This is a genomic window from Variovorax sp. UC74_104, from assembly GCF_044055375.1.
Lineage (GTDB): Bacteria > Pseudomonadota > Gammaproteobacteria > Burkholderiales > Burkholderiaceae_C > Variovorax.
Genome location: NZ_CP171978.1, coordinates 5,150,411 through 5,173,388 on the forward strand (window position 1 = coordinate 5,150,411; position 22,978 = coordinate 5,173,388).

Sequence of the window (22,978 nt, forward strand, 5' to 3'; positions counted from 1 at the left end):
CGTTATCGTGGATTCAGTGTGCTCAGGCCGCGCGCGATGTCGGCCTTGATGTCTTCGACGTGCTCGAGGCCCACCGCGAGGCGGATCAGCCCCTGGCCGATGCCCGCCGCCTGGCGCTGCGCTTCGGTCAGCCGGCCATGCGAAGTGGTGCCGGGGTGCGTGATGATGGTCTTCACGTCGCCGAGGTTGGTGGCCAGGCTCACCACGCGCGTGCTGTTCATGACGTGGAAGGCATTGGCGCGCGCCGTCTCGGGCGAGTCGCCGACCACGTCGAACGACACCACCGCGCCGCCCTGCCCCGACTGCTGCTGCATGGCCAGCTCGTGCTGCGCATGCGAGGCGAGCCCGGGGTAGTACACGCGCGAGACGCCCGGCTGCTTCTTCGAGCCACTGCGCGATCTCCATCGCATTGGCGCAATGCGCCTTCATGCGGATGCCCAGCGTCTCGATGCCCTTGAGCACCACCCACGCGTTGAACGGCGCCAGCGCCATGCCGGCGGTGCGCACGATGGGCCCGAACACGTCGACGATGAGCTTCGAGGGACCGCAGATCGCGCCCGCCATCACGCGGCCCTGGCCGTCGAGGTGCTTGGTGCCGGAATGAATGACGAGGTCCGCGCCCAGCGCCGCCGGACGCTGCAGGATCGGCGTGCAGAAGCAGTTGTCGACCGCCAGCAGCGCGCCCGCGGCGTGCGCCACGTCGGCCAGCGCGCGGATGTCGCAGACCTCGGTGAGCGGATTGGTCGGCGTCTCGGCGAACAGCAGCTTCGTGTTGGGCTTCACGGCCGCGCGCCATTCGGCCACGTCGGTCTGCGACACGAAGGTGGTCTCGACGCCGAATTTGGCGAACTCCTTGCCGAACAGGTTCAGTGTGGAGCCGAACACCGAGCGCGAGCAGACCACATGGTCGCCGGCCTTCAGCAGGCCCATGCACATCATGAGGATCGCGCCCATGCCGGTCGATGCGCCGATGGCCGCTTCCGTGCCTTCGAGCGCCGCGATGCGCTGCTCGAAGCTGGTCACGGTCGGGTTCGAGGTGCGCGAATAGGTGAAACCCGGCTCGGTGCCCGCGAAGCGGCGCATCGAGGTCTCGGCATCGGGCTGCACGAAGCCGCTGGTCAGGAAGAGCGCGTCGGAATGCTCACCGTACTGGCTCGGTGCCAGGCCGGTGCGCAGCGCGAGCGTCTCGGGATGCAGCCCGGGCGGCAGTGTTCGATCGTCGTCGGTCACTTCGGCTGCCCTCACTCGCTGTGATTGGGGAGCGCGAGGCGCGAAGAGTCCTCTTCGGTCTCTTCGATGCGCGGGCGGTTGCCGTTCATGCGCGAGATGGCTTCGGTGTCGATATCGCCGGTCACGTACACGCCGTCGAAGCACGATGCGTCGAAGCCGTCGAGCTTGCCGTTGAGCGAGCCGATGGCGCGCTTCATGGCGTCGACGTCCTGGTAGATCAGCGCGTCGCAGCCGATCAGCTCACGGATTTCCTCGACGCTGCGGTCGTGCGCCACCAGTTCGTCCTTGGTCGGCATGTCGATGCCGTAGACGTTGGGGTAGCGCACCGGCGGCGCGGCACTGGCCAGGTAGACCTTGCGGGCGCCGGCGTCGCGCGCCATCTGCACGATTTCCTTACTGGTGGTGCCGCGCACGATGGAGTCGTCGACCAGCAGCACGTTGCGGCCCTTGAACTCGCTGCCGATCACGTTGAGCTTCTGGCGCACCGATTTCTTGCGCACGCCCTGCCCCGGCATGATGAAGGTGCGGCCTACGTAGCGGTTCTTCACGAAGCCCTCGCGGTACGGCACGCCCAGCAGGTGCGCCAGCTGCGTGGCGCTCGGGCGGCTCGACTCGGGAATCGGGATGATCACGTCGATCTGGTTCGGCGGCACCGTCGACACCACGCGCTTGGCCAGCGTCTCGCCCAGGTTCAGGCGTGCCTGGTAGACCGAGATGCCGTCGAGCACCGAGTCCGGACGGGCCAGGTAGACGAATTCGAAGATGCAGGGGTTGAGCGTCGGCGACTCGGCGCACTGCATCGAATGGACGTTGCCCTCGAGGTCGATGAACACCGCCTCGCCCGGATTGATGTTGCGCTCGAAGGTATGGCCCGAGCCTTCCAGCGCGACCGATTCGCTGGCCACCATCACGGTGCCGTCGGCGCTGCGGCCCATGCACAGCGGGCGGATGCCGTACGGATCGCGGAAGGCCAGCAGGCCGTGGCCGGCGATGAGCGACACCACGGCATACGAGCCGCGCAGGCGCTTGTGCATGCTCTTCACTGCAGCGAACACCTCGGCCGGATGCAGCGGCACGCCACGCGAGGCGCGCTCGAGTTCGTGCGCCAGCACGTTGAGCAGCACTTCGGAGTCGCTCTCGGTGTTGGTGTGGCGATGGTCGGTGGAGAACAATTCCGAACGCAGCGCGTGGGCGTTGGTCAGGTTGCCGTTGTGCACCAGCACGATGCCGAAGGGCGCGTTCACGTAGAAGGGCTGGGCCTCTTCCTCGCTGTAGGCGTTGCCGGCGGTCGGGTAGCGCACCTGGCCCAGGCCCACGCTGCCGGGCAGCGCGCGCATGTTGCGCGTGCGGAACACGTCGCGGACCATGCCCTTGGCCTTGTGCATGAAGAACTTGCGTTCCTGCAGCGTGACGATGCCTGCGGCATCCTGGCCGCGGTGCTGCAGGAGCAGCAGCGCGTCATAGAGCAGCTGATTGACGGGTGCGTTGCTGACAACGCCGACGATTCCACACATGAACGATTCCCCTTAGGGCAGGTAGCTGGCCAACTTTTCAGGCAGGGAGGGCTTGAGGCCCTGCAATGCCGCATCGAGAACAACGGCGCTGCGCGATTCGTGCCACCAGGCACTGTCGCTCAACACCAGCAAATGGACAACGACGGCGAACACGAGCAGGGCCACCACGCCCCGCGCCGCGCCGAACGCCGCGCCCAGAATCCGGTCCACCGGCCGCAAACCCACGACCGTGATCAACTTGCGCGTGAGCGCTGCCACCAGCCCCACGCCGAACACCACCGCCACGAACACCAGCACGAAGGCCAGCGGGTAGCGCCACGCCCCCTGCGGGTCGCCGAACGGCAGCCATGCCGCCACGCCCGAGGCCAGCCACTGGGCTGCAATGAAGGCGGCCACCCATCCGATCAGCGAAATCACTTCGAACACCAGCCCGCGCACCAGGCCGAAAAGCATCGACACCCCGATGAGCGCGACGGCGATCCAGTCGAGCAAGGCCACGGCAACGGAAGGCGACGACTCTTACAACGTGAGGATCGCGGCCGACAAAGACAAGCCCTTGACCTTCTCGGCAGCGCGGTCGGCCTCGGCACGCGAGCTGAAGGGGCCGACACGCACACGCGTGCGCTCACCGTCGGCCGTCTTCGCAACGTGCACATAGGTCTTGAGACCGGCCTTCTCGAGCTTCTGGCGCACCTCGCGCGCCTTGTCGGCATCGGCGAAGGCGCCGACCTGCACCACGAAACGGCCGGCATCGTCGGCTGCGGCAGGCTTGGCCGCGGCAGCGGTGGCGGGCTTGCCCTCGAGCAGCGCGCGGGCACGAGCGCCATCGTCGACGGCGGCGGGCTTGGGTTTCGCTTCAGGCTTGGCTTCCGGCTTCGGCTTGGCCTCGGGCTTGGGTTCCGGCTTGTGTTCGGGTTTCGGTTCCGGCTTCGGCTCCGGTTTGGGCTCGGGCTTCGGCTTCGGTTCGGGCTTGGGCTCCACGTCCGCAACGGGCGGCGTGGCGGGCAAGGGCTTGCCGGGGTCGATCACGGTGCCGTCGGCGGTCTCGGTGATCATGCCGCTGGACGAGGAAGAGGCAACGCGCGAGTTGCTGCCGCTGTTGTCGGGCGCCGCCGACGAGGTGCTCGCGGCAGGCGCGGGCGTCGCGGGAACGGGCAGCGGCTTGACCTTGTTGCGGTCGGGAATCTCGATGGGGATGTCGACCGATACGGGCCGCGGCTGGGTATCGAACAGCAGCGGGAAGCCGATCACGCCGAGCAGCACCAGCACCGCCGCGCCGAGCAGCCGGTGGCGCGCACGCCGACGCATGGTTTCGACACTTTCCGCGGGGACGGCTGCCGGGGCGCCTCGTCCTTCGTTGCCTTGCGGGCCGCGCGTGCGGAACTTGAAAAACGCCATGAAGTTCGATCCCTGAAGGAGTGCAGCGAGCTTGCGCCAGAAGGTGTGTACGGCCCGACGGTCAGCCGCCCGGCGACAGGTGTTTGGCTTGCAGCCGGGGGGTGCCGTTTTCGAGCACGCCACCCACGGTGAAGAACGATCCGAAGACCACGATTCTATCAGCGACCCCTGCCTGCCCGATGGCCGCGTCCAGCGCTTCCATGGGGCTCGCGTGCACGCTGCCGGAGGCGTCGGTGCGCTTGTTCTGCGCCTGCCAGGCGGCCAGCAGATCGGACGCCTTGGCGGCGCGCGGCGTGGGCAGGTCGGTGAAGTACCAGCGGTCGATCAGCGGTCCGATGCGCGCGAGGATCGGGGCCAGGTCCTTGTCCGCCATCACGCCGAAGACACCGTGCGTGGTCGGGTAGAAGCCCATCGCATCGAGGTTCTCGGCCAGCGCGGCCACCGCGTGCGCGTTGTGCGCCACGTCGAGCACCAGTGCCGGCTCGCCCGGCACGATCTGGAAGCGGCCCGGCAGCTCGACCATCGCGAGCCCGTTGCGCACGGCCTGCGCGGTGATCGGCAACTGCGGCCGCAGCGCCTTCGAGCGCCGCCAGCACGCCGGCCGCATTGATGAGCTGGTTGGCGCCGCGCAGCGCCGGATAGGCCAGCCCGCTGTAGCGCCGCCCGCGGCCCGACCAGCCCCACTGCTGCTTGTCGCCAGAGACGTTGAAGTCGGTTCCGAAGCGCCACAGGTCGGCGCCGATCGCATTGGCGTGGTCGACCACGCTCTGCGGCGGCACCGGGTCGCTCACGATGGCGGGCTTGCCCGGGCGCATGATCCCGGCCTTCTCGAAGCCGATGCTCTCGCGGTCGGGACCGAGGTATTCCATGTGGTCGAGGTCGATGCTGGTGATGACCGCGCAGTCGGTGTCGATGATGTTGACCGCGTCGAGCCGGCCGCCCAGGCCGACCTCGAGGATCGCCACGTCGGGCTTCTGCTCGATCATGCAGTGCAGGATGCCGAGCGTGGTGAACTCGAAATAGGTCAGGGGCATCTCGCCGCGCGCCTTTTCCACCACTTCGAAGCTTGCTATCAGTTTGGAAGCATCGACGGCCTCGCCCAGGAGCCGCAGCCGCTCCTCGAAGCGCACCAGGTGCGGAGAGGTGAACACCGCCGTGCGGTAGCCCGCGTGCGTCAGGATCGATTCGAGCATGGCGCAGGTCGAGCCCTTGCCGTTGGTGCCGGCCACCGTGATGACGGGGCAGCCGAAACGCAGGCCGAGACGCTGCGCCATCTCTTTGGCGCGCTCGAGTCCGAGCTCGATGTTCTTGGGATGGAGTCGCTCGGCGCGCTCGAGCCAGTCGTTCAGGGTTTCCATGGAGGCGGGCATTGTCGCCGACCCGTCGACCGGGGCATCATCGCGGCCATGACAACCCTATACGGCATCCCGAACTGCGACACCGTCAAGCGCGCCCGCGCCTGGCTCGACGAACACGGCGTGGAATACACCTTCCACGATTTCAAGAAACAGGGCGTGCCGGAGGCCGAGCTCGACCACTGGCTGAAGAAGCCCGGTTGGGAGGCCCTGGTCAACCGCAAGGGCACCACCTGGCGCAAGCTCGACGACGCCACCCGCGAGGGCGTGGTCGACGCCGCGTCGGCGCGTGCCGTGCTGCTGGCCAACCCCAGCCTGATCAAGCGGCCGGTGGTCAACTGGGGCCCGAAAAAGCCCGTTACGACGGGGTTCGACGCCGAAACCTGGGCTGTCAACGCCGTGTAAACCGCGGAACCCGACCTGCCACCCGGCGTCGAACTTCGATCCGCAGGAGAGACACACCATGAAAAATCGCAGTTTTCGCACTCTCGCCGGCATTTCGGTCGCCGGCATGCTGGCCGCCGGCACCGGCCTCGTTCATGCCCAGCAGAACCAGGTGGTCCAGGCCCGGGTGATCTCCGCCACCCCGATCCGCGAGACGACCGGCAGCGACGTCAACTACAACGTCACCTACGAATACAACGGCCGCCAGTACACCACCCGCATGAACAGCCGGCCCGGCGCGACGATCCCGATCCAGGCCAGCGCTTACGGGGTCACGGGCGTGACGGGCGCCACGACCTCCCCGGTGGCGCCGCAGCCGCAGCTGCAGCCCTATCCGGTCGAGGCCAACAACGGCGGCGGCTATGCCCCGCAGTCCGGCGGTTCGCCGTGGGACAACGTGGTGCCCGAGCCGGGAGTCGTCGTTTCCAGCGCCCCCGCGCCGGTCTACCAGCCGGCCCCGGTTTACGCCGCTCCCGCACCCGTCTACGTGGCGCCTGCCTACGCGTACCCCTATGCCTACCCCTACGTCTACCCGCCGGTCGGCGTCTCGCTGAACCTGGGCTATTCGCGCGGCTGGGGCGGCGGCTACTACCGCGGATACGGCTATCGCGGCTGGGGTGGCTACCGCGGCGGCTGGCACCGCTGAGGCGCCGGCTGGCGGGCTGCAGCGCCCGAGCCCCTAAAATCGAGGACTTTTCCAACCCTTGACGGGTGCGCCGCTGGTGCGGTGCGTCCTCGATTCGCTGGCCGCCAAGGCGCCGGCGCCACCCAATGACGACGACTACCGACACTCTGAACAGCGCCGCAGTGGCCACCAAGGCCAATGTGTATTTCGACGGCAAGTGCGTGAGCCACAGCCTCACCCTGGCGGATGGCACGAAGAAATCGGTCGGCGTGATCCTGCCGTCCACCCTCACCTTCAACACCGGCGCCCCCGAGATCATGGAAGGCACCGCCGGCAGCTGCGAATACCAGCTCGCAGGCTCCGACGAATGGATCGCCTCGGGCCCCGGCCAGAAGTTCAACGTGCCCGGCAACTCCAGCTTCAAGATCCGCGTAACGGGCGAGCCCTACAGCTATATCTGCCATTTCGGCTGAGCCGCCCGAAACCACGCCAACCGGACTACCCAGACATGTCGACCATCCTCCAAAACGTTCCCGCCGGCCAGAAGGTCGGCATCGCCTTCTCCGGCGGCCTGGACACCAGCGCGGCGCTCCACTGGATGCGCAACAAGGGCGCGATTCCCTACGCCTACACCGCCAACCTCGGCCAGCCCGACGAGCCCGACTACGACGAGATCCCCCGCAAGGCGATGCTCTACGGCGCCGAGAACGCCCGCCTGATCGACTGCCGCGCGCAGCTGGCCAACGAAGGCATCGCCGCCCTGCAGGCAGGCGCCTTCCACGTGACCACCGCCGGCGTCACCTACTTCAACACCACGCCTCTGGGCCGCGCCGTGACCGGCACCATGCTCGTGTCGGCCATGAAGGAAGACGACGTCCACATCTGGGGCGACGGCAGCACCTACAAGGGCAACGACATCGAGCGCTTCTACCGCTACGGCCTGCTGACCAACCCCGCCCTCAAGATCTACAAGCCCTGGCTCGACCAGGTCTTCATCGACGAACTGGGCGGCCGCGCCGAGATGTCGGCGTTCATGCAGAAGGCCGGCTTCGCCTACAAGATGTCGGCCGAGAAGGCCTACTCGACCGACTCGAACATGCTCGGCGCCACGCACGAGGCCAAGGACCTGGAGCACCTGAACAGCGGCATCCAGATCGTGCAGCCCATCATGGGCGTGGCCTTTTGGAAGGACGAGGTCGAAGTCAAGCGCGAAACCGTGTCGGTGCGCTTCGAGGAAGGCGTGCCGGTCGCGCTGAACGGCGTGCGCTACTCGAATCTGGTCGAGCTGATCCTGGAAGCCAACCGCATCGGCGGCCGCCACGGCCTGGGCATGAGCGACCAGATCGAGAACCGCATCATCGAGGCCAAGAGCCGCGGCATCTACGAGGCTCCCGGCCTGGCGCTGCTGTTCATCGCCTACGAGCGCCTGGTCACCGGCATCCACAACGAAGACACGATCGAGCAGTACCGCGAGAACGGCCGCAAGCTCGGCCGCCTGCTCTACCAGGGCCGCTGGTTCGACCCGCAGGCCATCATGCTGCGCGAGACGGCCCAGCGCTGGGTGGCGCGCGCCGTCACCGGCGAGGTGACGGTCGAGCTGCGCCGCGGCAACGACTACTCGATCATGAACACCGAGTCGGCCAACCTCACGTACAAGCCCGAGCGCCTGAGCATGGAGAAGGTCGAGGGCGCATTCACGCCGCTGGACCGCATCGGCCAGCTGACGATGCGCAACCTCGACATCGCCGACACGCGCGAGAAGCTGGGCATCTACACCCAGACCGGCCTGCTGTCGTCGAGCGAAGGCGCCTCGCTGCCGAAGCTGGCGAACGACGGCGACGCTAGCTGATCGGCAACAGACCGCTCCAATGACAACGGGCCCTTCGGGGCCCGTTTTTCATGGGTAAAGCGCGTGAAGCACGCGAAGATCAGTCTCCGCCACCTCCGCCGCAGCCGCCCCCGCAACCACCGCCGCCATCGGACGAACCACCGTCGCCGGAGCCGCCGTCACCGCCGCTGCTGCTGCTCGACTCGCTGCCGCCGAAGCCGCCTGCGTCGCCCGAGCTGCCGCCGTCCGACGAGGACGATTCCCCGAAGCTCGTGCCGCAGTGGGCATCCGAGCCGATGTGCCGCTCCACCGCACGGCAGTCGGGCACGTAGTGGAAGCCGCCTTCAACGGCGAACTTGATGTCCAGTGCGAACAGCAGCGGCAGCCGCGCCGGCTTGCGCGGGTCGATGCTCTCTTCCTTGCAGGCCCAGTACCAGGTGCGGCGCAGACCGTCGTTGCGCTTGGCGTCCCTGCCCAGCACCTCCGCCGGGCTGTGGTGCAGCATGCCGCCGAAGGCCGCCTTGCACCAGTTCTGGTAGCCCTGCGTGTGCAGGATGAACTCGTGCCAGGCCGTGTCGACCACCTTCGAAGGCATGGCCACGAACTTTCGGTCGCTGCGCAGGTGCGCCATGAAGAACTGGCGCAGGCCGCGCAGCACCAGTTCGGCATCGCGCCGGCTGAGCTGCGGATGCGCCTGGCACAGCTTGCCGACCAGGAATGGCGGCAGCCGCGCCTCGCGGATGAACTGGCGCCGCAGGCTGGTCTCGAGGAACTTGAGCACTGCGGCGAACAGCAGCGCGAACACGATCACCGCCACCATCGAGCCCCAGCGCCGCGTTCCGAGGACGAGCGCCAGCAGCGCGACCACGGGCACGGCCCGGCGAGCCCAGACGAGGGCACCGATGCGGCGGCGGAAATTCAGGTGCAGGAAGTCGAGGTCCATGTCGCCCGACGGTCCGTCAGACCACCACCGGCTCCGGCTCCAGCCGGATGCCGAAGCGTTCGTACACGCTGGTCTGGATGGCCTTGGCGAGCGTCATCACCTCGCCGCCGGTCACCGGGTTCTCGCGGCCGCCGCGGTTGACCAGCACCAGCGCCTGCCGCTCGTACACGCCGGCATTGCCCACCGACTTGCCCTTCCAGCCGCAGGCGTCGATGAGCCAGCCGGCCGCCAGCTTGATGCTGCCGTCGTCCATCGGGTAGTGAACGATCTTGGGGTCGCGCGCGATGATGTCGGCGCACTGCTCGGGCGTGACCGTCGGGTTCTTGAAGAAGCTGCCGGCATTGCCCAGCACGCGCCAGTCGGGCAGCTTGGCGCGGCGGATGGCGCAGATCCAGTCGAAGATGTCCTGCGCGCTCGGCGTGAAATTGCCGGTTTCCTCCATCTTGCGCTCGAGATCGAGGTAGCCGACCACCGGTTTCCAGGGCTTGGGCAGGCGAAAGCGCACCCGGGTGATCACCGCCCTGCCCGCCAGCCCGAAGTCGTTCGGGCCGCTGCGCACGTGCTTGAAGACCGAGTCGCGGTAGCCGAAGGCGCACTGGGCCGCATCGAGGGTGAAGCTGCGGCCGGTTTCGAGGTCGAAGGCGTCGAGCGAATCGAAGCGGTCCTGCAGCTCGACGCCGTAGGCGCCGATGTTCTGCACCGGCGAGCCGCCGACCGTGCCCGGAATGAGCGCCAGGTTTTCCAGCCCCGGATAGCCGCTGCGCACCATCCATTCGACGGCGTCGTGCCAGGTTTCGCCGGCTCCAGCCTCCACGATCCAGGCGCGCGGGGTTTCCTCGAGCAGCCGCAGGCCCTTGATCTCGACCTTCAGCACCAGCGATTTCACGTCGCCCGTCAGCACGATGTTGCTGCCGCCGCCCAGCACGAAACGGGGCGCGTCGCGCCATGCCGGATCGGCATGCAGCGCGGCCAGATCGGCCTCGCCGGCAATGCGCGCGAGGTTCTGCGCGCGCGCGACGATGCCGAAGCTGTTGTAGGGCTGCAGCGGGACGTTGGACTCCACGATCATGGGAGAATTGTCGCATCTGCACCCGTGAAGAATTCAGGAGAGAGTCCATGCCGTCCTTCGATACCGTCTGCGAACCCAACCTTCCCGAGGTGAAGAACGCGGTCGAGAACACCGCCAAGGAAATCGCAACGCGCTTCGATTTCAAGGGCACGGCCGCCGCCGTCGAGCTCAAGGACAAGGAAATCACCATGATCGGCGACGCGGAGTTCCAGCTCGTCCAGGTCGAGGACATCCTTCGCAACAAGCTCACCAAGCGCAGCGTCGACGTGCGCTTCCTCGACAAGGGCGACGTCCAGAAGATGGGCGGCGACAAGGTCAAGCAGGTCATCAAGATCAAGAGCGGCATCGAGAGCGAGCAGGCCAAGAAGATCACCCGCATCGTCAAGGACAGCAAGCTCAAGGTGCAGGCCGCGATCCAGGGCGACGCGGTGCGCATCACCGGCGCCAAGCGCGACGACCTGCAGGCGGCCATGGCGCTGATCAAGAAGGACGTGCCGGACATGCCGCTCACGTTCAACAACTTCAGGGACTGAAACAGGTACTCCCCCAGGCTTGCCCACTTCGTGTGGCCGCCAACCCCCTCGCCGGGGGCAATACCGGCGGCCCGGCGGAGCCGGTTCCGCGGTATTCCTGGTCTATCAAGTCGAACAACCGACGCTGGAGCAGCAAGCCTCGTATGAAACACCTTCTCGTCGCAGCGCAGCTGTTTGCTGCCGCCGCCGTGGCGCACGCGGCCGACTCGGTCACGCTGACGGGCAGCATCGGCAGCCGCGCGATCCTGATCGTGAACGGCAATCCGCCCAAGACGGTGGCGGTCGGCGAGAGCTACCAGGGCGTGAAGCTGATCTCGCTGCAGGCAGAGCAGGCCGTGGTCGAGATGGAGGGCAAGCGCGTCAACCTGCGCATGGACACGCCGGTGAGCATCGGCGGCGGTGGCGGGTCGGGCGGGGGCGGGAGCCGCGTGGTGCTGTCGGCCGACAGCCGCGGGCACTTCATGACGCAGGGCGCCATCAACGGCCGGCCGGTCACCTTCATGCTCGACACGGGCGCGACGGCCATCGCGTTGTCGGCCGACGATGCCCAGCGCATCGGACTGGACTACAGCAAGGGCCAGCGCGTGCTGATGAACACCGCCAACGGCACGGCCACCGGCTACAAGCTGCGCCTGCAGTCGGTGCGCGTGGGCGACGTGGAGGTCTACGACATCGACGCCATCGTCTCGCAGCAGGCCATGCCCTTCGTGCTGCTGGGCAACAGCTTCATCAACCGCTTCTCGATGCGGCGCGACGCGGACCAGATGGTCCTCGAAAAGCGCTATTGAGCCTCAGGCCTGCGCGGCCGTGACGACGATCTCGATCTTGTAGGCCGCATTGGCCATCTTGGCCTGCACGGTGGCGCGCGGCGGCGTGTTGCCGGCCGGGATCCAGGCGTCCCACACCTCGTTCATGGCGGTGATGTCGTCGATGTCGGCCAGGAAGATCTGCGTCATGAGGATGCGCGACTTGTCGCTGCCGGCCTCGGCCAGCAGGCGGTCGACCATGCCGAGCACCTGCGTGGTCTGGCCGCGGATGTCCTGCGTGGTGTCGTCGGGCACCTGGCCCGCGAGGTAGACGGTGCCGTTGTGCACGGCCGTCTCAGACAGGCGGGGGCCGACGTGGTAGCGGGTGATGGAAGCCATGGAGCGTGCTCTTTCTTGGGTTCAGGTTGGTTTCTTCTTGGAGCCGAGCTTCGACTCCGTGCCGGCAGCCAGCCGGCGGATGTTCTCGCGGTGCCGCCAGATCAGCAGCAGGCTCATGACGATGATCGCGACCAGCGCCGTGCGGTCCAGCGGCCAGGCGATGCCGCCGCCGATCAGGTAGTAGGCCGGCGCGAAGAAGGCAGCCACCAGCGAAGACAGCGACGAGTAGCGGAAAAAGATCGCGATGATCAGCCAGGTGGCGCCGGTGGCCAGCCCAAGCCAGGGCGCGATGCCCACCAGCACGCCGGCGGCAGTGGCCACGCCCTTGCCGCCCTGGAAGCCGAAGAACACCGGGTACAGGTGCCCGAGGAACGCGGCCACGCCGGCCACCGCGGCAACGCCCTCCCCCAGGCCCCACTGCGCGCCGAACTGATGGATCAGGAACACCGGCACCCAGCCCTTGAGCGCATCGAGCAGCAGCGTGGCGAGCGCCGCGCCCTTGTTGCCCGAGCGCAGCACGTTGGTGGCGCCGGGGTTCTTGCTGCCGTAGCTGCGCGGATCGGCCATGCCGAGCGCCTTGCTCACGATGACCGCGAAGGAAAGCGAGCCGATCAGGTACGACGCCACGATGGCAATGAGGGAAGGCAAGGTGAAGCTCAAGACGGCACTCCGCGTGGGACGGTTGTTGTTCTGTTGCGCGACCACCGCCCGAAAGAGCGATCGGGATCGCAAGTCGGTGATGTCGCCATGGCGGCGGCTATTCTGCCAGCGCGCATTGCACGGGCTTCGCGCCCAGCAGCGCCACGCACACCTGCGGGTCGATGCCGATCAGGTAGCCGCGCCGCCCGCCGTTGAGCACGATGCGCGGCAGCTCGAGCACGGTCGATTCCACGTACACCGGCATCTCGCGCCGCGTGCCGAAGGGCGAGGTGCCGCCCACCATGTAGCCGCTGTGCCGCTGCGCCACCTCGGGCTTGCAGGGCTCGACCGACTTGGCGCCGATCTGGCGCGCGAGATTCTTGGTCGATACCGTGCGGTTGCCGTGCATCAGCACGACCAGCGGCTTGGCGTCCTGGTCCTGCATCACCAGCGTCTTGATGACGGTGAACGGGTCTAGCCCCAGCATCTCGGCGCCGCGCTGCGCGCCGCCGTGCTCGACGTATTCGTAGGGGTGCTCGGTGAAGGCGATCTTGTGCGCGCGCAGCAGTTGCGTGGCGGGTGTCTCGGAGGTGTGGGTGCTTTTCTTGGCCATCTCGGTGGCAATTTCGGATTCAGGATCACTTCAGAAAACCTGGTGCTCTGCAGCAAGAATCTGCCGCACCACTTGAATTCCGGTCGAGCCATGCAGCATACGCCAGCCCCGGTGGGCGCGATTCCGTTCCACCCGGTGCGCCGCCCGGCTCTCACGGCGATCGTGCTGGCGGTCGCGGCAATGCACGCGGCGGTGCTCTGGTTGCTGGTGATTGCGACGAAGCCGCATGGGCGCATTGCCGATGCTGCGAAACGCATCGTCGTTGAAATGGTGCGACCGGAGCCTCCCGCGAAAGCGAAAACGGAAGCGGCATCGCCGCCCTCCGCATCGTCGCCGCGCCCTGCGGTCAGGCGCCCGCCGCAATCCGCTCGCGCCAGATCGATCGCCGCGCCCGAAGCACCCGCCGCCACCGCTGCGCCATCTCAAGCCGCAAGCGATGCACCCGCGCCGCCGCTGATCCTCCACTCGGAAAGCACTCGCCGCGCCCTGCGCGACATCGGCCGCGAACACTCCTTCGCCGAGCGAGCCGGTCAGGAAATCAACGGCAATTCGCGCTCAGCCTTCGATTCCAGGCTGAGCGCCGGCATCTCGGGTGCCGCGCGCGGCGACTGCGCCAAGGGCGAGTTCAAGGGCGGCGGCATGGGCCTGCTGAGCCTGCCCGCGCTCGCCCTGGCCGCCGCGAACGGCGAATGCGGGCGCTGACGAATCAGGCCGCCGGATCGCGGATGTCCCAGCGGATCTTGTCGATCTCGGCCAGGATTTCGGGCGACAGCGTGGTGCCGTACACGTCCAGGTCTTCTTCCAGCTGCGCCAGCGAGGTCACGCCGATGATCGTGCTCGCCACCTGCCACTTGGTGTAGCAGAAGGCCAGCGCCAGCTGCGTCGGCGTCAGGCCGTTGTCGCGGGCGAGCTGGTTGTAGCGCTTCGCGGCGCGCAGCGAATCGGGGCGGCCCCAGCGCTGCTTGCGCACCGACTCGTAGCTGGAGATGCGCGCGCCCTTGGGTGCATCGGGCCCTTCGATCCCGCTCTGGTCGTACTTGCCGGTCAGCAGGCCGAAGGCCAGCGGCGAATACGCCAGCAGCGACACGCCCAGCCGGTGCATCGTTTCGTCCAGGCCGTTCTCGTGGCCGCGGCTGATGAGGCTGTAGACGTTCTGCACCGTCGCCACGCGCGGCAGGCCGTGCTGCTCGGCAAGCCGCACGAACTCGTGCACGCCGTAGGGGGTTTCGTTCGACAGGCCGATGGCGCGCACCTTGCCCGCCTTCACCAGCTTGCCCAGCGCCTCCAGCTGCTCGTGGATGGAGGTCTTCGAGGTTTCCTTGGCCGGGTCGTAGTAGATGTTGCCGAAGGCGGGCACGTGGCGCTCGGGCCAGTGGATCTGGTAGAGGTCGATGACGTCGGTGCGCAGCCGCTTCAGGCTGGCGTTGCACGAGGCCTCGATGTCCGCGGCCGTCATGCCGCTGCCTTCGCGCACCCAGGGCATGCCGCGCGAGGGGCCGGCCACCTTGGTCGCGACCACCAGCTTCTGGCGCGCGCCGGGGTTGGCGGCGAACCAGTTGCCTATGATGGTCTCGGTGACGGAATAGGTTTCCTTGCGCGCGGGCACCGAGTACATCTCGGCGGTGTCGATGAAGTCGACGCCCCGCTCCAGCGAGCGGCTCAGGATGGCGTGAGAGGTGGGCTCGTCGACCTGTTCGCCGAAAGTCATCGTGCCGAGGCAGATCGGGGTGACGTGCAGGTCGCTTTGACCGAGTTGGATCTTTTTCATGCGCGGGATGCTACCGCCCCGGTCCGCGGCCCGCCGGCCGACGCGCCAAAACCCGAGCGCCGCGCGGGCGGGAGCTGTCCTGTGCCGGACTGCGTCAGTACAAAGGCCTCCTTATCATCGGCGCCCATGTACCAAGCCCTCCGCCCCTCCCGCAGCGAATTCGTGCCCGTGCGCAACCTCAGCTACCACGTGCGCCTGTGGGGCCAGCCTTCCGACACGCGTCCGCCGCTGGTGCTCGCACACGGCTGGATGGACGTGGCGGCGTCGTGGCAGTTCGTGGTCGATGCGATGGAGAAAGAGCGCTTCATCATTGCCCCCGACTGGCGCGGCTTCGGCCTCACCGACGGCGGCGGCGTCGACAACTACTGGATGGCCGACTACCTCGCGGACCTCGAATGGCTGCTCGACCACTACGCAGGCGAAGGCGACGGTGCGAGGCAGGTCGACCTGGTCGGCCACAGCATGGGCGGCAACGTCGCCATGCACTACGCCGGCGTGCGGCCGCAGCGCATCCGGCGCCTCGTCAACCTCGAAGGCTTCGGCATGCCCGCTCGCAAGCCCGACGAGGCGCCCGCGCGCTACGGCCAGTGGATCGACGAACTCAAGCGCCTGCACCGCGGCGAAATGGCGCTCGCCGGCTACTCGGCCGTGGACGGCGTGGCCCGCCGCCTCATGAAGACCAACCCGCGCCTCACGCCCGACAAGGCCGCCTGGCTCGCCAGCCACTGGTCGGCGAGCCAAGCTGAGCCCGACGGCAGCGAGCGCTGGCAGATCCTGGGCGAGGCGGCGCACAAGATCGTCAACGCGCACATCTTCCGCGTCGACGAGACGCTGGCGCTCTATGCGCGCATCACCGCGCCGCTGCTGATGGTGGAAGCCTCGGACGACAGCCTGCACGGCTGGTGGAAGAACCGCTACACGCTCGACGAATTCCACGACCGGCTGAAGTCGGTGGGCAACGTGCGCATCGAGCGGCTGGAGGATGCGGGCCACATGCTTCATCACGACCAGCCGCGAATCGTCGCGCGGATGATCGAAGAGTTCATAGCCTGAAGAAGCCGGCCGCGGCCCGGTACTCCTGCGCTCCCTTCCTTCCGCACGCGCGGCACGACATCGCGACCGGTGCGGCCGGCGCGGCTGCTTGGCCTGCTACTTGCAAAGAAAGCCTCACGCCGCTTCGTTGGCACAACGATGAGGCAGACCGTGGTGCGCGTGCGCGCCCAGGCGAGCAAACGTTTCACACCTAAGTTCGCAAACACGGCCTGCGGGTGCACGCGGAGTGGTCGATGCTGGTGCAGCCAGCACGTCCTGGGTGATCTTGAGCGAAAGGGAGTCCTCGAATGACCAGAGTCGTACGCGCCCACACGCCGCTGGGCGAAGAGCAGCTCATGTTCCGTTCCATGCGCGGCGTGGAAGGGCTGTCGCAGCTGTTCGAGTTCGAGGTCGACCTGCTGAGCCCGAGCATGTCGATCGACATGAAGGCCGTGCTCGGCAAACCTCTCGCGCTCGAGATACAGACGGCCGGGGAGCCCCGCTTCCTCAACGGCCAGATCGTCCGCTTCACCATGATCGGCAAGGAAGGCGACACCTCGCGCCACATCGTCTACCGCGCGAGCGTGCGGCCCTGGCTCTGGTATCTCACGCGCAGCAGCGACTGCAAGATCTTCCAGAACAAGTCGGTGGTCGAGATCCTCGAGGAGGTGTTCGCCGACTACGGCTTCGCCTTCGAGAAAAGGCTCGGCGGCAGCTACCGGCAGTGGGAGTACTGCGTGCAGTACCAGGAAACCGACTTCGCCTTCGTCAGCCGGCTGATGGAGCACGAAGGCATCTATTACTTCTTCGAGCACGGCAAAAGCCAGCACACGCTGGTGCTGGCCGACGACATCGGCGCGCACGAGCCGCTGCCGGCCTATCCGAAGATCAGCTACCTCGCCACCGACCGCGACCTGGCCCCCTTCCAGGAAGTGATCGACCAGTGGCAGGTCACGGAGGAGATCCGTCCCGGCAGCTACGTGGTGGACGACTTCGATTTCAAGAAGCCGCGCGCCGACCTCATGAACGTGCGAAACCAGCCGCGCGGCGGCGATCACGGCCAGTACGAGATGTACGAATGGCTCGGCGGCTTCAGCGAGTCCGAGCAGGGCGAGCACTACGCGCGCATCCGCCTCGAGGAGGCGCAGGCCCAGGCCGAGCGCGACACCGGCCACACCAACGTGCGCGGCATGGCCCCCGGCTACCGCTTCACCATGCAGAACTGCCCGCGCGAAGACGACAACCGCGAGTACCTCGTGGTGTCGGTCTCCTACGCACTGCGCGAGGGAGGCTATGCGAGCGGCAGCGAGCCGGGCTCCTACAGCTTCGACTTCGCGGTGCAGCCCGCCAGCTGCGCCTTCCGCGCGCCGCGCGTGACGCCCATGCCGCGCGCCAACGGCCCGCAGACGGCCACCGTGGTGGGCAAGGCGGGGCAGGAGTTCTGGGTCGACCAGTACGGCCGCGTGAAGGTGCAGTTCCGCTGGGATCGCTACGGCAAGAGCGACGAGAACAGCTCGTGCTGGGTGCGCGTATCCAGCGCATGGGCCGGCTCGAACTACGGCGCCGTGAACCATCCGCGCCGGGGCCAGGAGGTAGTGGTCGACTTCATCGGGGGACACCCCGACCGGCCGATCATCATCGGCCGCGTCTACAACGCCGACCAGATGCCGCCGCTGGAGCTGCCGGCCAAGGTCACGGTCAGCGGCTTCGTCAGCCGCAGCAGGGACGGCTCGGCCGCCAATGCCAACGAGTTCATCCTGGACGACGCGCCGGGCTGCGAGCTGGTGCGCATCCACGCCGAGAAAGACTTCGAGATCGACGTGGAGAACGACCTGCGGATCCACGTCGAGAACGACGAGACCGAGACCATCGACGGCCACCGCAACACCCACGTGCTGAAGACCGACACGCTCACCGTCGACCGCACCCGCGACACCATCGTCAAGCAGAAGGACACCGCCGAGTACCGCAACGGCTCCAAGCTAACCGTATCGGGCGCGCTCACCGAGCATTTCTTCGACAACCGCATCGAAACCACCACCAAGCTCGGTTCGAAGGAGACGGTGCTCAGCGGCCAGTCGGAGGTCGTCGTCAACGCGGGCCTGCGCCACGAGACCTTCGACAAGGGGCTGCTGGTCGACGTGAAGGAGGGCATGGACGAGGAGGTCCACACCGGCAACTCGATACTGAAGACGCTCGCCGGCAACCGGCAGGAAACCTACCAGACCGGCTGGCAGCGCACCGTGGTGGGCGGCGGCGGCAAGGACAACATCAAGGGCGGCCTGGAGGAAACCATCGAGACGGGCGACCACAACTCGACCGTTTCGGCCGGCAACTATTACGGCAAGGCGAAGAAAGTGACCATCGAGGCCACGGCGGGCGACGTCGACATCAAGGCCAGCGGCGACTTCACCTTCGAGGGCAACCACGTCAAGCGCGTGAACCGCGTGCTGCTTTGGGACTGGTCGCCGACCGCGGTGACGGCCACCGGCCTGTCGAGCGCGACCTACGGCGTGAACAACAGCAACGCCGGCCTCACGCTCACGAGCAACATCAAGAAGATGGACGCCACCGCGCAGATCATGAACATGTATGCGCACCAGGCCAACTTCGGCTCGGTGAGCTTCTCGAACGTGGTGGCCGAGGAGCACGCCGGCGGCTTCTGGGGCGCGCTCAAGGGTTTCGTGCTCTTCGGTTGAGCGCAAGGCCGGATGCCGGATGTCTCCTTCTCGATCTGGTGGGTGCTGGCACCGCTGCTTGCGTGGCTGGCGTTCACCCTGTGCGTCACGCTCGTGCGCGAACGCCGCAAGCACGCCGCAAGACTCGCGCGCACGCGCAGGGCCGTCGACATCCTCGCGAACGGGACGCCCGCCATGGCGCTGGTGATCTCCCTGTCCGACACCGGCCAGCGCCGCTCGGGCGAAGGCGCCACCTGGGCGATCGCGAAGCTGCATCTTCGCGTGCAGCCCACGGCTGGCAGCGAAGCCTTCGAGGTCGACCAGACCGCCGCCATCGCCCTGCCCGAACTGCCTGGGCATGCGGCCAGAAAGACCGTCGCGGTGCGCTTCGACCCGGCGAGCCATGAAGTCGTGCTGGAGCGCAGCGGCGACTTCCCGGCCCACCACGGCGACGATCTCACCCGCCCTCGCCCATCCCCGGAGGCCGCCGGCCGATGAAGACCGTCAAGCCCCTGCGCCTCGGCATCCTCACCCGGCCGTATCGCTGGCAGGGCGTCGACCAGCTCGGCGTGGCCGTCACGGCGCTCGCCAGCCTGGAAGCGGAACCGAAGCTCATGGCCGACCAGGAGCTGTGGCAGACCGTCGGCGAGGAAGTCGGCGGCATGGGCGTGTTCGACATGGGCGTGCCCAAGTCCATGCCGGAAGTGCTCGCGAGCGGCCACGCCTACACCCGCCACCAGCAGGACAAGACCGAATGCGCCGTGCGCCTGCGCGTGGCCGGCCTGGAGAAGTCCCTGCACGTATCCGGCGACCGCTACTGGCTCGACGGCCGACTGAGCGCGCCGCAGCCCTTCGACGCGATGCCGCTGGACTGGGCGCATGCCTACGGCGGCCCGAACGTGCCGGAAAACCCGGCCGGCACCGGCGCGTTCGACGAGACGGTCAACGGCGTGCACACCCGCCGCGCACCCAACGTGGAAGCCGTTCACGGGCGGGTGCGCTCGCGCGGGCAGGAGGTGGCGCCCGCCAGCTTCGGCCCGCTGCCCATCGACAGCCCCCGGCGCATGGCCCTGATGGGCAGCAGCTTCGGGCAGCACTGGCTGGACAGTCACTTCCCCGGCTTCGCTGCGGACATGGACTGGCGCTTCTTCAACGCCGCGCCCGAAGACCAGCGCTGGCCCGCCCTGCAGGAGCTGCCGCCCGGCGCTCCTTACGAGATCCTCAACATGCACCCCGAGAAGCCGGTGCTCGCCGGCACCCTGCCCGACTGGCGCGCACGCTGCTTCGCGAGCTTCGACAAGGACGGCAACGGGCTGCGCGAGATCGGCCTGCGGCTGACCACCGCCTGGTTCTTTCCGCATCGCGAGCGCGTGGCGCTCGTCTGGCACGGCGTGCTGCCGGTGCGCGAGGACGACGCGGCGGACGTGCGGCACATCATGCCGGCGCTGGAGTTGCCCCGGCAGCCGCGCACGCCCGAGCACTACCAGTCCGTGCTGCTCCAGCGGCTGGACACCGCCCGCGGCGGCCTGCTCGCCTTTCGCGACAGCGATCTCGCGCCGAGGGAGGTCCTGGGCAACTGGAGCGTCCTCGACGCACCCGACCCGATGCAGCGGCCGCTGGTGCGCAACCTCCGCGCCGGACAGCTGCGCGACCACGAGAAACGGCGCGCCGAGCTCATCGCACTGGGCGTGGACCCCGACAAATACCTACCAGCGCCCCAGCCCCCGGCCGCGCCGCTGGCCTTCGACGACGTGCCCGAGCATTTCGAGCGCATGCAGGGAGAAATGATGGAAGCCCGAAGCAGACTCGAGGCGAAAAGCGCGCAGATGCGCCGCAGGCAGGAAGACGAGATCGACCCCGCCCTGCTCAACAGGAGCCGCGAGCAGCCGCAGCGCTTCGATCCGGATGCGCTCATCCGGCAGCTCGAACAGCTCGCCGCCACGCCGGCCGCCTCGTCGTCCACCACGAGCCCCGCCCCCGCGCTCTTGCCCGCCGGAACCAGGGAGCGGATGACGGTGCAGATCAGGCAGGGCTACCTCCACGGCGCCCACCTCTTCGACCCCGCGCCGCCCATGCCTTCGTTCCGCTCGGCAAAGCTGCGCCGGCAGCTGGAGGCGGCGGCTCCCGGCGAGCGCGATTTCCGCGGCATGCGGCTCGTCGGTGCCGACCTCTCGGGCATGGACCTGAGCGGCGCGGATTTTTCCAGCGCCGCCCTCGAAGACGCCAACCTCGAGGGAACGCTGCTCGCAAACGCCAACTTCAATGGCGCGGTGCTGGCGCGCGCCAGGCTGTCTCGCGCCTCGCTGGCCGATGCGACCCTGCGCGGCGCCAACCTCGGCGGCGCGCAATGCGAGTTCGCGGACTTCTCGGGCGCCGATCTGAGCGAAGCCAACTGCGAGAAGACGCGCTTCGTGTCGTGCAACATGGCCAACACCACGTTCGACCAGACGCGCCTGGGCGAGAGCGAGATCAGCCGGTGCGACTTTCGCGGCTCCGATTGGCACCAGGTGTTCCTGACGAAGCTGCACATGAACGGCATCGCCTTCGACGGCGCCTCGTTCCGGCAGGTGGTGTGGCTCGAATGCACGCTGGCGGACGTGCGCTTCGTCAACGCGTCGCTGGTGCGCTGCGGCTTCGTCACCACCGACTGCAGCCAGTCGGCCGACTTCTCCGACGCGCGGCTCGACGCCTGCAGCTTCGCGCACGGCAGCACCCTTGCCACAGCCGTGCTGCGCCGCTGCGTGCTCAAGCATTGCGGGCTGCGCACCACGCCCCTGACGCGCGCGGACCTGGCGCAGGCGCGGCTGGACAACTGCGACTTCTCCGAATGCGCACTGCAGGAGGCCAACCTGGAGCGGCTCATCGCCGGCGAAAGCCTCTTCGTGCGCGCCGACCTCACCGGCGCCATCCTGCGCGGCGCCAACCTCATCGATGCCAACTTCTCCAAGGCCGTCTTCACGCAGGCCGACCTGAGCGGCGCCAACCTGTTCCGCACCGACGTGTCGCAAAGCCTGATCGACGGCACCACGCATCTGCTCGGCGCCTACACGCGGCACGCCCGAACCTTGCCCGCGCGACGCGCCCCCGCCGCCGAATGACCCGCGATGAACTGGTCGACAAGGTCCGCCACGGCATTCAGGTCGGCAGCGCCGACTGCAGGGGGTGGGACTTGAGCGGCCTCGACCTCTCGGGCGCGATGATGGACGACGTCGACTTCGGCGGCGCGAACTTCTCGCACGCCAACCTCGAGGGCAGCTCGCTGTCGCATTGCACGCTCTCGGGCTGCGACTTCTCCTTCGCTCGCCTGAAGGAAGTGCAGTTCTTCCGCAGCCGCATGGATGCCGCGCGCTTCGAGGCCGCCGAGCTGGAAGGAGCCTCTTTCGCCGAATGCCATGCGGCGCGGGCCAGCTTCGCGCAAGCCGGGCTCGACCTCGCGAGGTTCTTTCGCTGCGAACTGACTGAAAGCCGGCTGGGGTCGTCCCGCTTCGAACGGGCGAGCTTCATGGAGTCGCAGCTCGGACATGCCGATTTCAGCGGCGCGGTGCTGGCCTACGTGACCTTCCACCGGCTCGACCTGAGAACTGCCGTCTTCCAGGGCGCGTCGGCCATGAACGCGATGTTCCTGGAGTGCGACCTGAGCGGACAGCGCTTCACCGGCCTTTCGCTCCCCATGTGCCAGTTCACCGACAGCCGCCTGGACGACGCCGAATTCAGCGGCGCCACGCTCACCCAGGCCAACTTCAAGGGCGCGACGCTGAAGCGGGCGAACTTCTCGAACGCCGATGCATGCCAGGCCCTGTTCCCCGAGGCCGACCTAGGCGACGCCCGCTGCAGCGGCGGACGCTTCGACCAGTCGATCTGGGCGGAGGCCCTGCTGGAGCGCACCGACTTCTCCGGAGCCCGCCTGCCGCTTTGCGTGTTCCATCGCGCACGCTGCACCGGCGCGAGCTTCCGCGACGCCGCGATGCAGGACGCCGACCTTTCGTACGCCGACCTGAGCGGCGCCGACCTCGGCGGCGCTCACTTCCTGCGCACCCGCCTGCATCGCGCGCAGCAGCAAGGCGCCCGGTTTTCCAGCCGCGCCGGAATCATCGAGAACGAGCCCGAACTCTTCCAGGCCCAGGCCTGGTCCGGGCCGCACTGAACCCCGCCTCCGACTGCCCT

General features: G+C 67.9%; 21 protein-coding genes and 2 pseudogenes. 12 read left to right on the top strand and 11 right to left on the bottom strand.

The window, feature by feature from the left end; genetic code table 11:
• Positions 1-2 precede the first annotated feature (2 nt).
• The 5 genes and pseudogenes from ACHMXA_RS24135 to folC form a co-directional block, all read right to left on the bottom strand.
• Positions 3-1,230 (bottom strand): annotated as a pseudogene (locus ACHMXA_RS24135) (O-succinylhomoserine sulfhydrylase).
• Between the two features lie 11 nt (positions 1,231-1,241).
• Positions 1,242-2,744, bottom strand: a complete 1,503-nt coding sequence (gene purF / locus ACHMXA_RS24140; RefSeq protein ID WP_395316573.1) for an amidophosphoribosyltransferase — start codon at positions 2,742-2,744, stop codon at positions 1,242-1,244.
• Positions 2,745-2,756: 12 nt separating this feature from the next.
• Complete coding sequence (locus ACHMXA_RS24145) at positions 2,757-3,242, bottom strand: CvpA family protein (RefSeq protein WP_176667221.1); 486 nt, start codon at positions 3,240-3,242, stop codon at positions 2,757-2,759.
• A gap of 21 nt (positions 3,243-3,263) precedes the next feature.
• On the bottom strand, positions 3,264-4,142 hold the full coding sequence (locus ACHMXA_RS24150) for an SPOR domain-containing protein (RefSeq protein WP_395316574.1): 879 nt from the start codon (positions 4,140-4,142) through the stop codon (positions 3,264-3,266).
• Between the two features lie 61 nt (positions 4,143-4,203).
• Positions 4,204-5,512: pseudogene (gene folC / locus ACHMXA_RS24155) on the bottom strand (bifunctional tetrahydrofolate synthase/dihydrofolate synthase).
• Positions 5,513-5,548: 36 nt separating this feature from the next.
• Here folC and ACHMXA_RS24160 point away from each other — a divergent pair.
• From ACHMXA_RS24160 to argG, 4 genes are all read left to right on the top strand, one after another.
• Positions 5,549-5,902 (top strand): ArsC family reductase, encoded by a 354-nt coding sequence (locus tag ACHMXA_RS24160; protein ID WP_176667224.1) that lies wholly within the window; start codon positions 5,549-5,551, stop codon positions 5,900-5,902.
• 58 nt (positions 5,903-5,960) lie between these two features.
• A complete protein-coding gene (locus ACHMXA_RS24165) occupies positions 5,961-6,587 on the top strand; it encodes a hypothetical protein (RefSeq protein ID WP_395316575.1) in 627 nt (208 codons plus the stop codon).
• 125 nt (positions 6,588-6,712) lie between these two features.
• Entirely contained in the window at positions 6,713-7,039 is a 327-nt protein-coding gene (locus tag ACHMXA_RS24170) for a pyrimidine/purine nucleoside phosphorylase (protein WP_295988120.1), read from the top strand.
• Positions 7,040-7,074: 35 nt separating this feature from the next.
• Positions 7,075-8,415, top strand: coding sequence for an argininosuccinate synthase (argG, locus tag ACHMXA_RS24175; protein WP_395316576.1), 1,341 nt, complete (start codon positions 7,075-7,077; stop codon positions 8,413-8,415).
• A gap of 79 nt (positions 8,416-8,494) precedes the next feature.
• On the opposite strand, the gene ACHMXA_RS24180 is transcribed toward argG, so the two are convergent.
• Both ACHMXA_RS24180 and murB read right to left on the bottom strand, forming a co-directional pair.
• Positions 8,495-9,337: a glycine-rich domain-containing protein gene (locus ACHMXA_RS24180; protein WP_395316577.1), complete on the bottom strand. Its 843-nt coding sequence runs from the start codon at positions 9,335-9,337 to the stop codon at positions 8,495-8,497.
• A gap of 16 nt (positions 9,338-9,353) precedes the next feature.
• Positions 9,354-10,406 carry a UDP-N-acetylmuramate dehydrogenase gene (gene murB, locus ACHMXA_RS24185; protein ID WP_176667229.1) on the bottom strand — a complete coding sequence of 351 codons (1,053 nt, stop codon included), beginning with the start codon at positions 10,404-10,406 and terminating at the stop codon, positions 9,354-9,356.
• A gap of 47 nt (positions 10,407-10,453) precedes the next feature.
• On the opposite strand from murB, the gene ACHMXA_RS24190 reads away from it, so the two are divergent.
• Complete coding sequence (locus ACHMXA_RS24190; RefSeq protein WP_176667230.1) at positions 10,454-10,939, top strand: YajQ family cyclic di-GMP-binding protein; 486 nt, start codon at positions 10,454-10,456, stop codon at positions 10,937-10,939.
• Positions 10,940-11,082: 143 nt separating this feature from the next.
• Positions 11,083-11,727 carry a TIGR02281 family clan AA aspartic protease gene (locus ACHMXA_RS24195; protein WP_395316578.1) on the top strand — a complete coding sequence of 215 codons (645 nt, stop codon included), beginning with the start codon at positions 11,083-11,085 and terminating at the stop codon, positions 11,725-11,727.
• Positions 11,728-11,730: 3 nt separating this feature from the next.
• On the opposite strand, the gene ACHMXA_RS24200 is transcribed toward ACHMXA_RS24195, so the two are convergent.
• The 3 genes from ACHMXA_RS24200 to ACHMXA_RS24210 form a co-directional block, all read right to left on the bottom strand.
• Positions 11,731-12,084, bottom strand: a complete 354-nt coding sequence (locus tag ACHMXA_RS24200) for a RidA family protein (protein WP_395316579.1) — start codon at positions 12,082-12,084, stop codon at positions 11,731-11,733.
• Between the two features lie 21 nt (positions 12,085-12,105).
• Positions 12,106-12,744 carry a glycerol-3-phosphate 1-O-acyltransferase PlsY gene (plsY, locus tag ACHMXA_RS24205; RefSeq protein WP_395316580.1) on the bottom strand — a complete coding sequence of 213 codons (639 nt, stop codon included), beginning with the start codon at positions 12,742-12,744 and terminating at the stop codon, positions 12,106-12,108.
• A 97-nt stretch (positions 12,745-12,841) separates the two neighbouring features.
• Complete coding sequence (locus ACHMXA_RS24210) at positions 12,842-13,336, bottom strand: aminoacyl-tRNA deacylase (protein ID WP_395316581.1); 495 nt, start codon at positions 13,334-13,336, stop codon at positions 12,842-12,844.
• Between ACHMXA_RS24210 and ACHMXA_RS24215 the strand changes: the two genes are divergently transcribed.
• Complete coding sequence (locus tag ACHMXA_RS24215) at positions 13,316-14,038, top strand: hypothetical protein (RefSeq protein WP_395316582.1); 723 nt, start codon at positions 13,316-13,318, stop codon at positions 14,036-14,038. The two genes, ACHMXA_RS24210 and ACHMXA_RS24215, sit on opposite strands and share 21 nt — an antisense overlap.
• Positions 14,039-14,042: 4 nt before the next feature.
• On the opposite strand, the gene ACHMXA_RS24220 is transcribed toward ACHMXA_RS24215, so the two are convergent.
• Positions 14,043-15,104: an aldo/keto reductase gene (locus ACHMXA_RS24220; protein ID WP_176667236.1), complete on the bottom strand. Its 1,062-nt coding sequence runs from the start codon at positions 15,102-15,104 to the stop codon at positions 14,043-14,045.
• A 126-nt stretch (positions 15,105-15,230) separates the two neighbouring features.
• On the opposite strand from ACHMXA_RS24220, the gene ACHMXA_RS24225 reads away from it, so the two are divergent.
• From ACHMXA_RS24225 to ACHMXA_RS24245, 5 genes are all read left to right on the top strand, one after another.
• The gene (locus ACHMXA_RS24225) at positions 15,231-16,157 is read left to right on the top strand and encodes an alpha/beta fold hydrolase (protein ID WP_395316583.1); all 927 of its coding nucleotides are present in this window, start codon (positions 15,231-15,233) and stop codon (positions 16,155-16,157) included.
• 287 nt (positions 16,158-16,444) lie between these two features.
• On the top strand, positions 16,445-18,835 hold the full coding sequence (locus tag ACHMXA_RS24230; RefSeq protein WP_395316584.1) for a type VI secretion system Vgr family protein: 2,391 nt from the start codon (positions 16,445-16,447) through the stop codon (positions 18,833-18,835).
• Positions 18,836-18,847: 12 nt separating this feature from the next.
• Complete coding sequence (locus ACHMXA_RS24235) at positions 18,848-19,312, top strand: hypothetical protein (protein WP_395316585.1); 465 nt, start codon at positions 18,848-18,850, stop codon at positions 19,310-19,312.
• Entirely contained in the window at positions 19,309-21,912 is a 2,604-nt protein-coding gene (locus ACHMXA_RS24240) for a DUF2169 domain-containing protein (protein WP_395316586.1), read from the top strand. The genes ACHMXA_RS24235 and ACHMXA_RS24240 overlap by 4 nt, the downstream gene beginning before the upstream one ends.
• Complete coding sequence (locus ACHMXA_RS24245; RefSeq protein WP_395316587.1) at positions 21,909-22,958, top strand: pentapeptide repeat-containing protein; 1,050 nt, start codon at positions 21,909-21,911, stop codon at positions 22,956-22,958. The genes ACHMXA_RS24240 and ACHMXA_RS24245 overlap by 4 nt, the downstream gene beginning before the upstream one ends.
• Positions 22,959-22,978 lie beyond the last annotated feature (20 nt).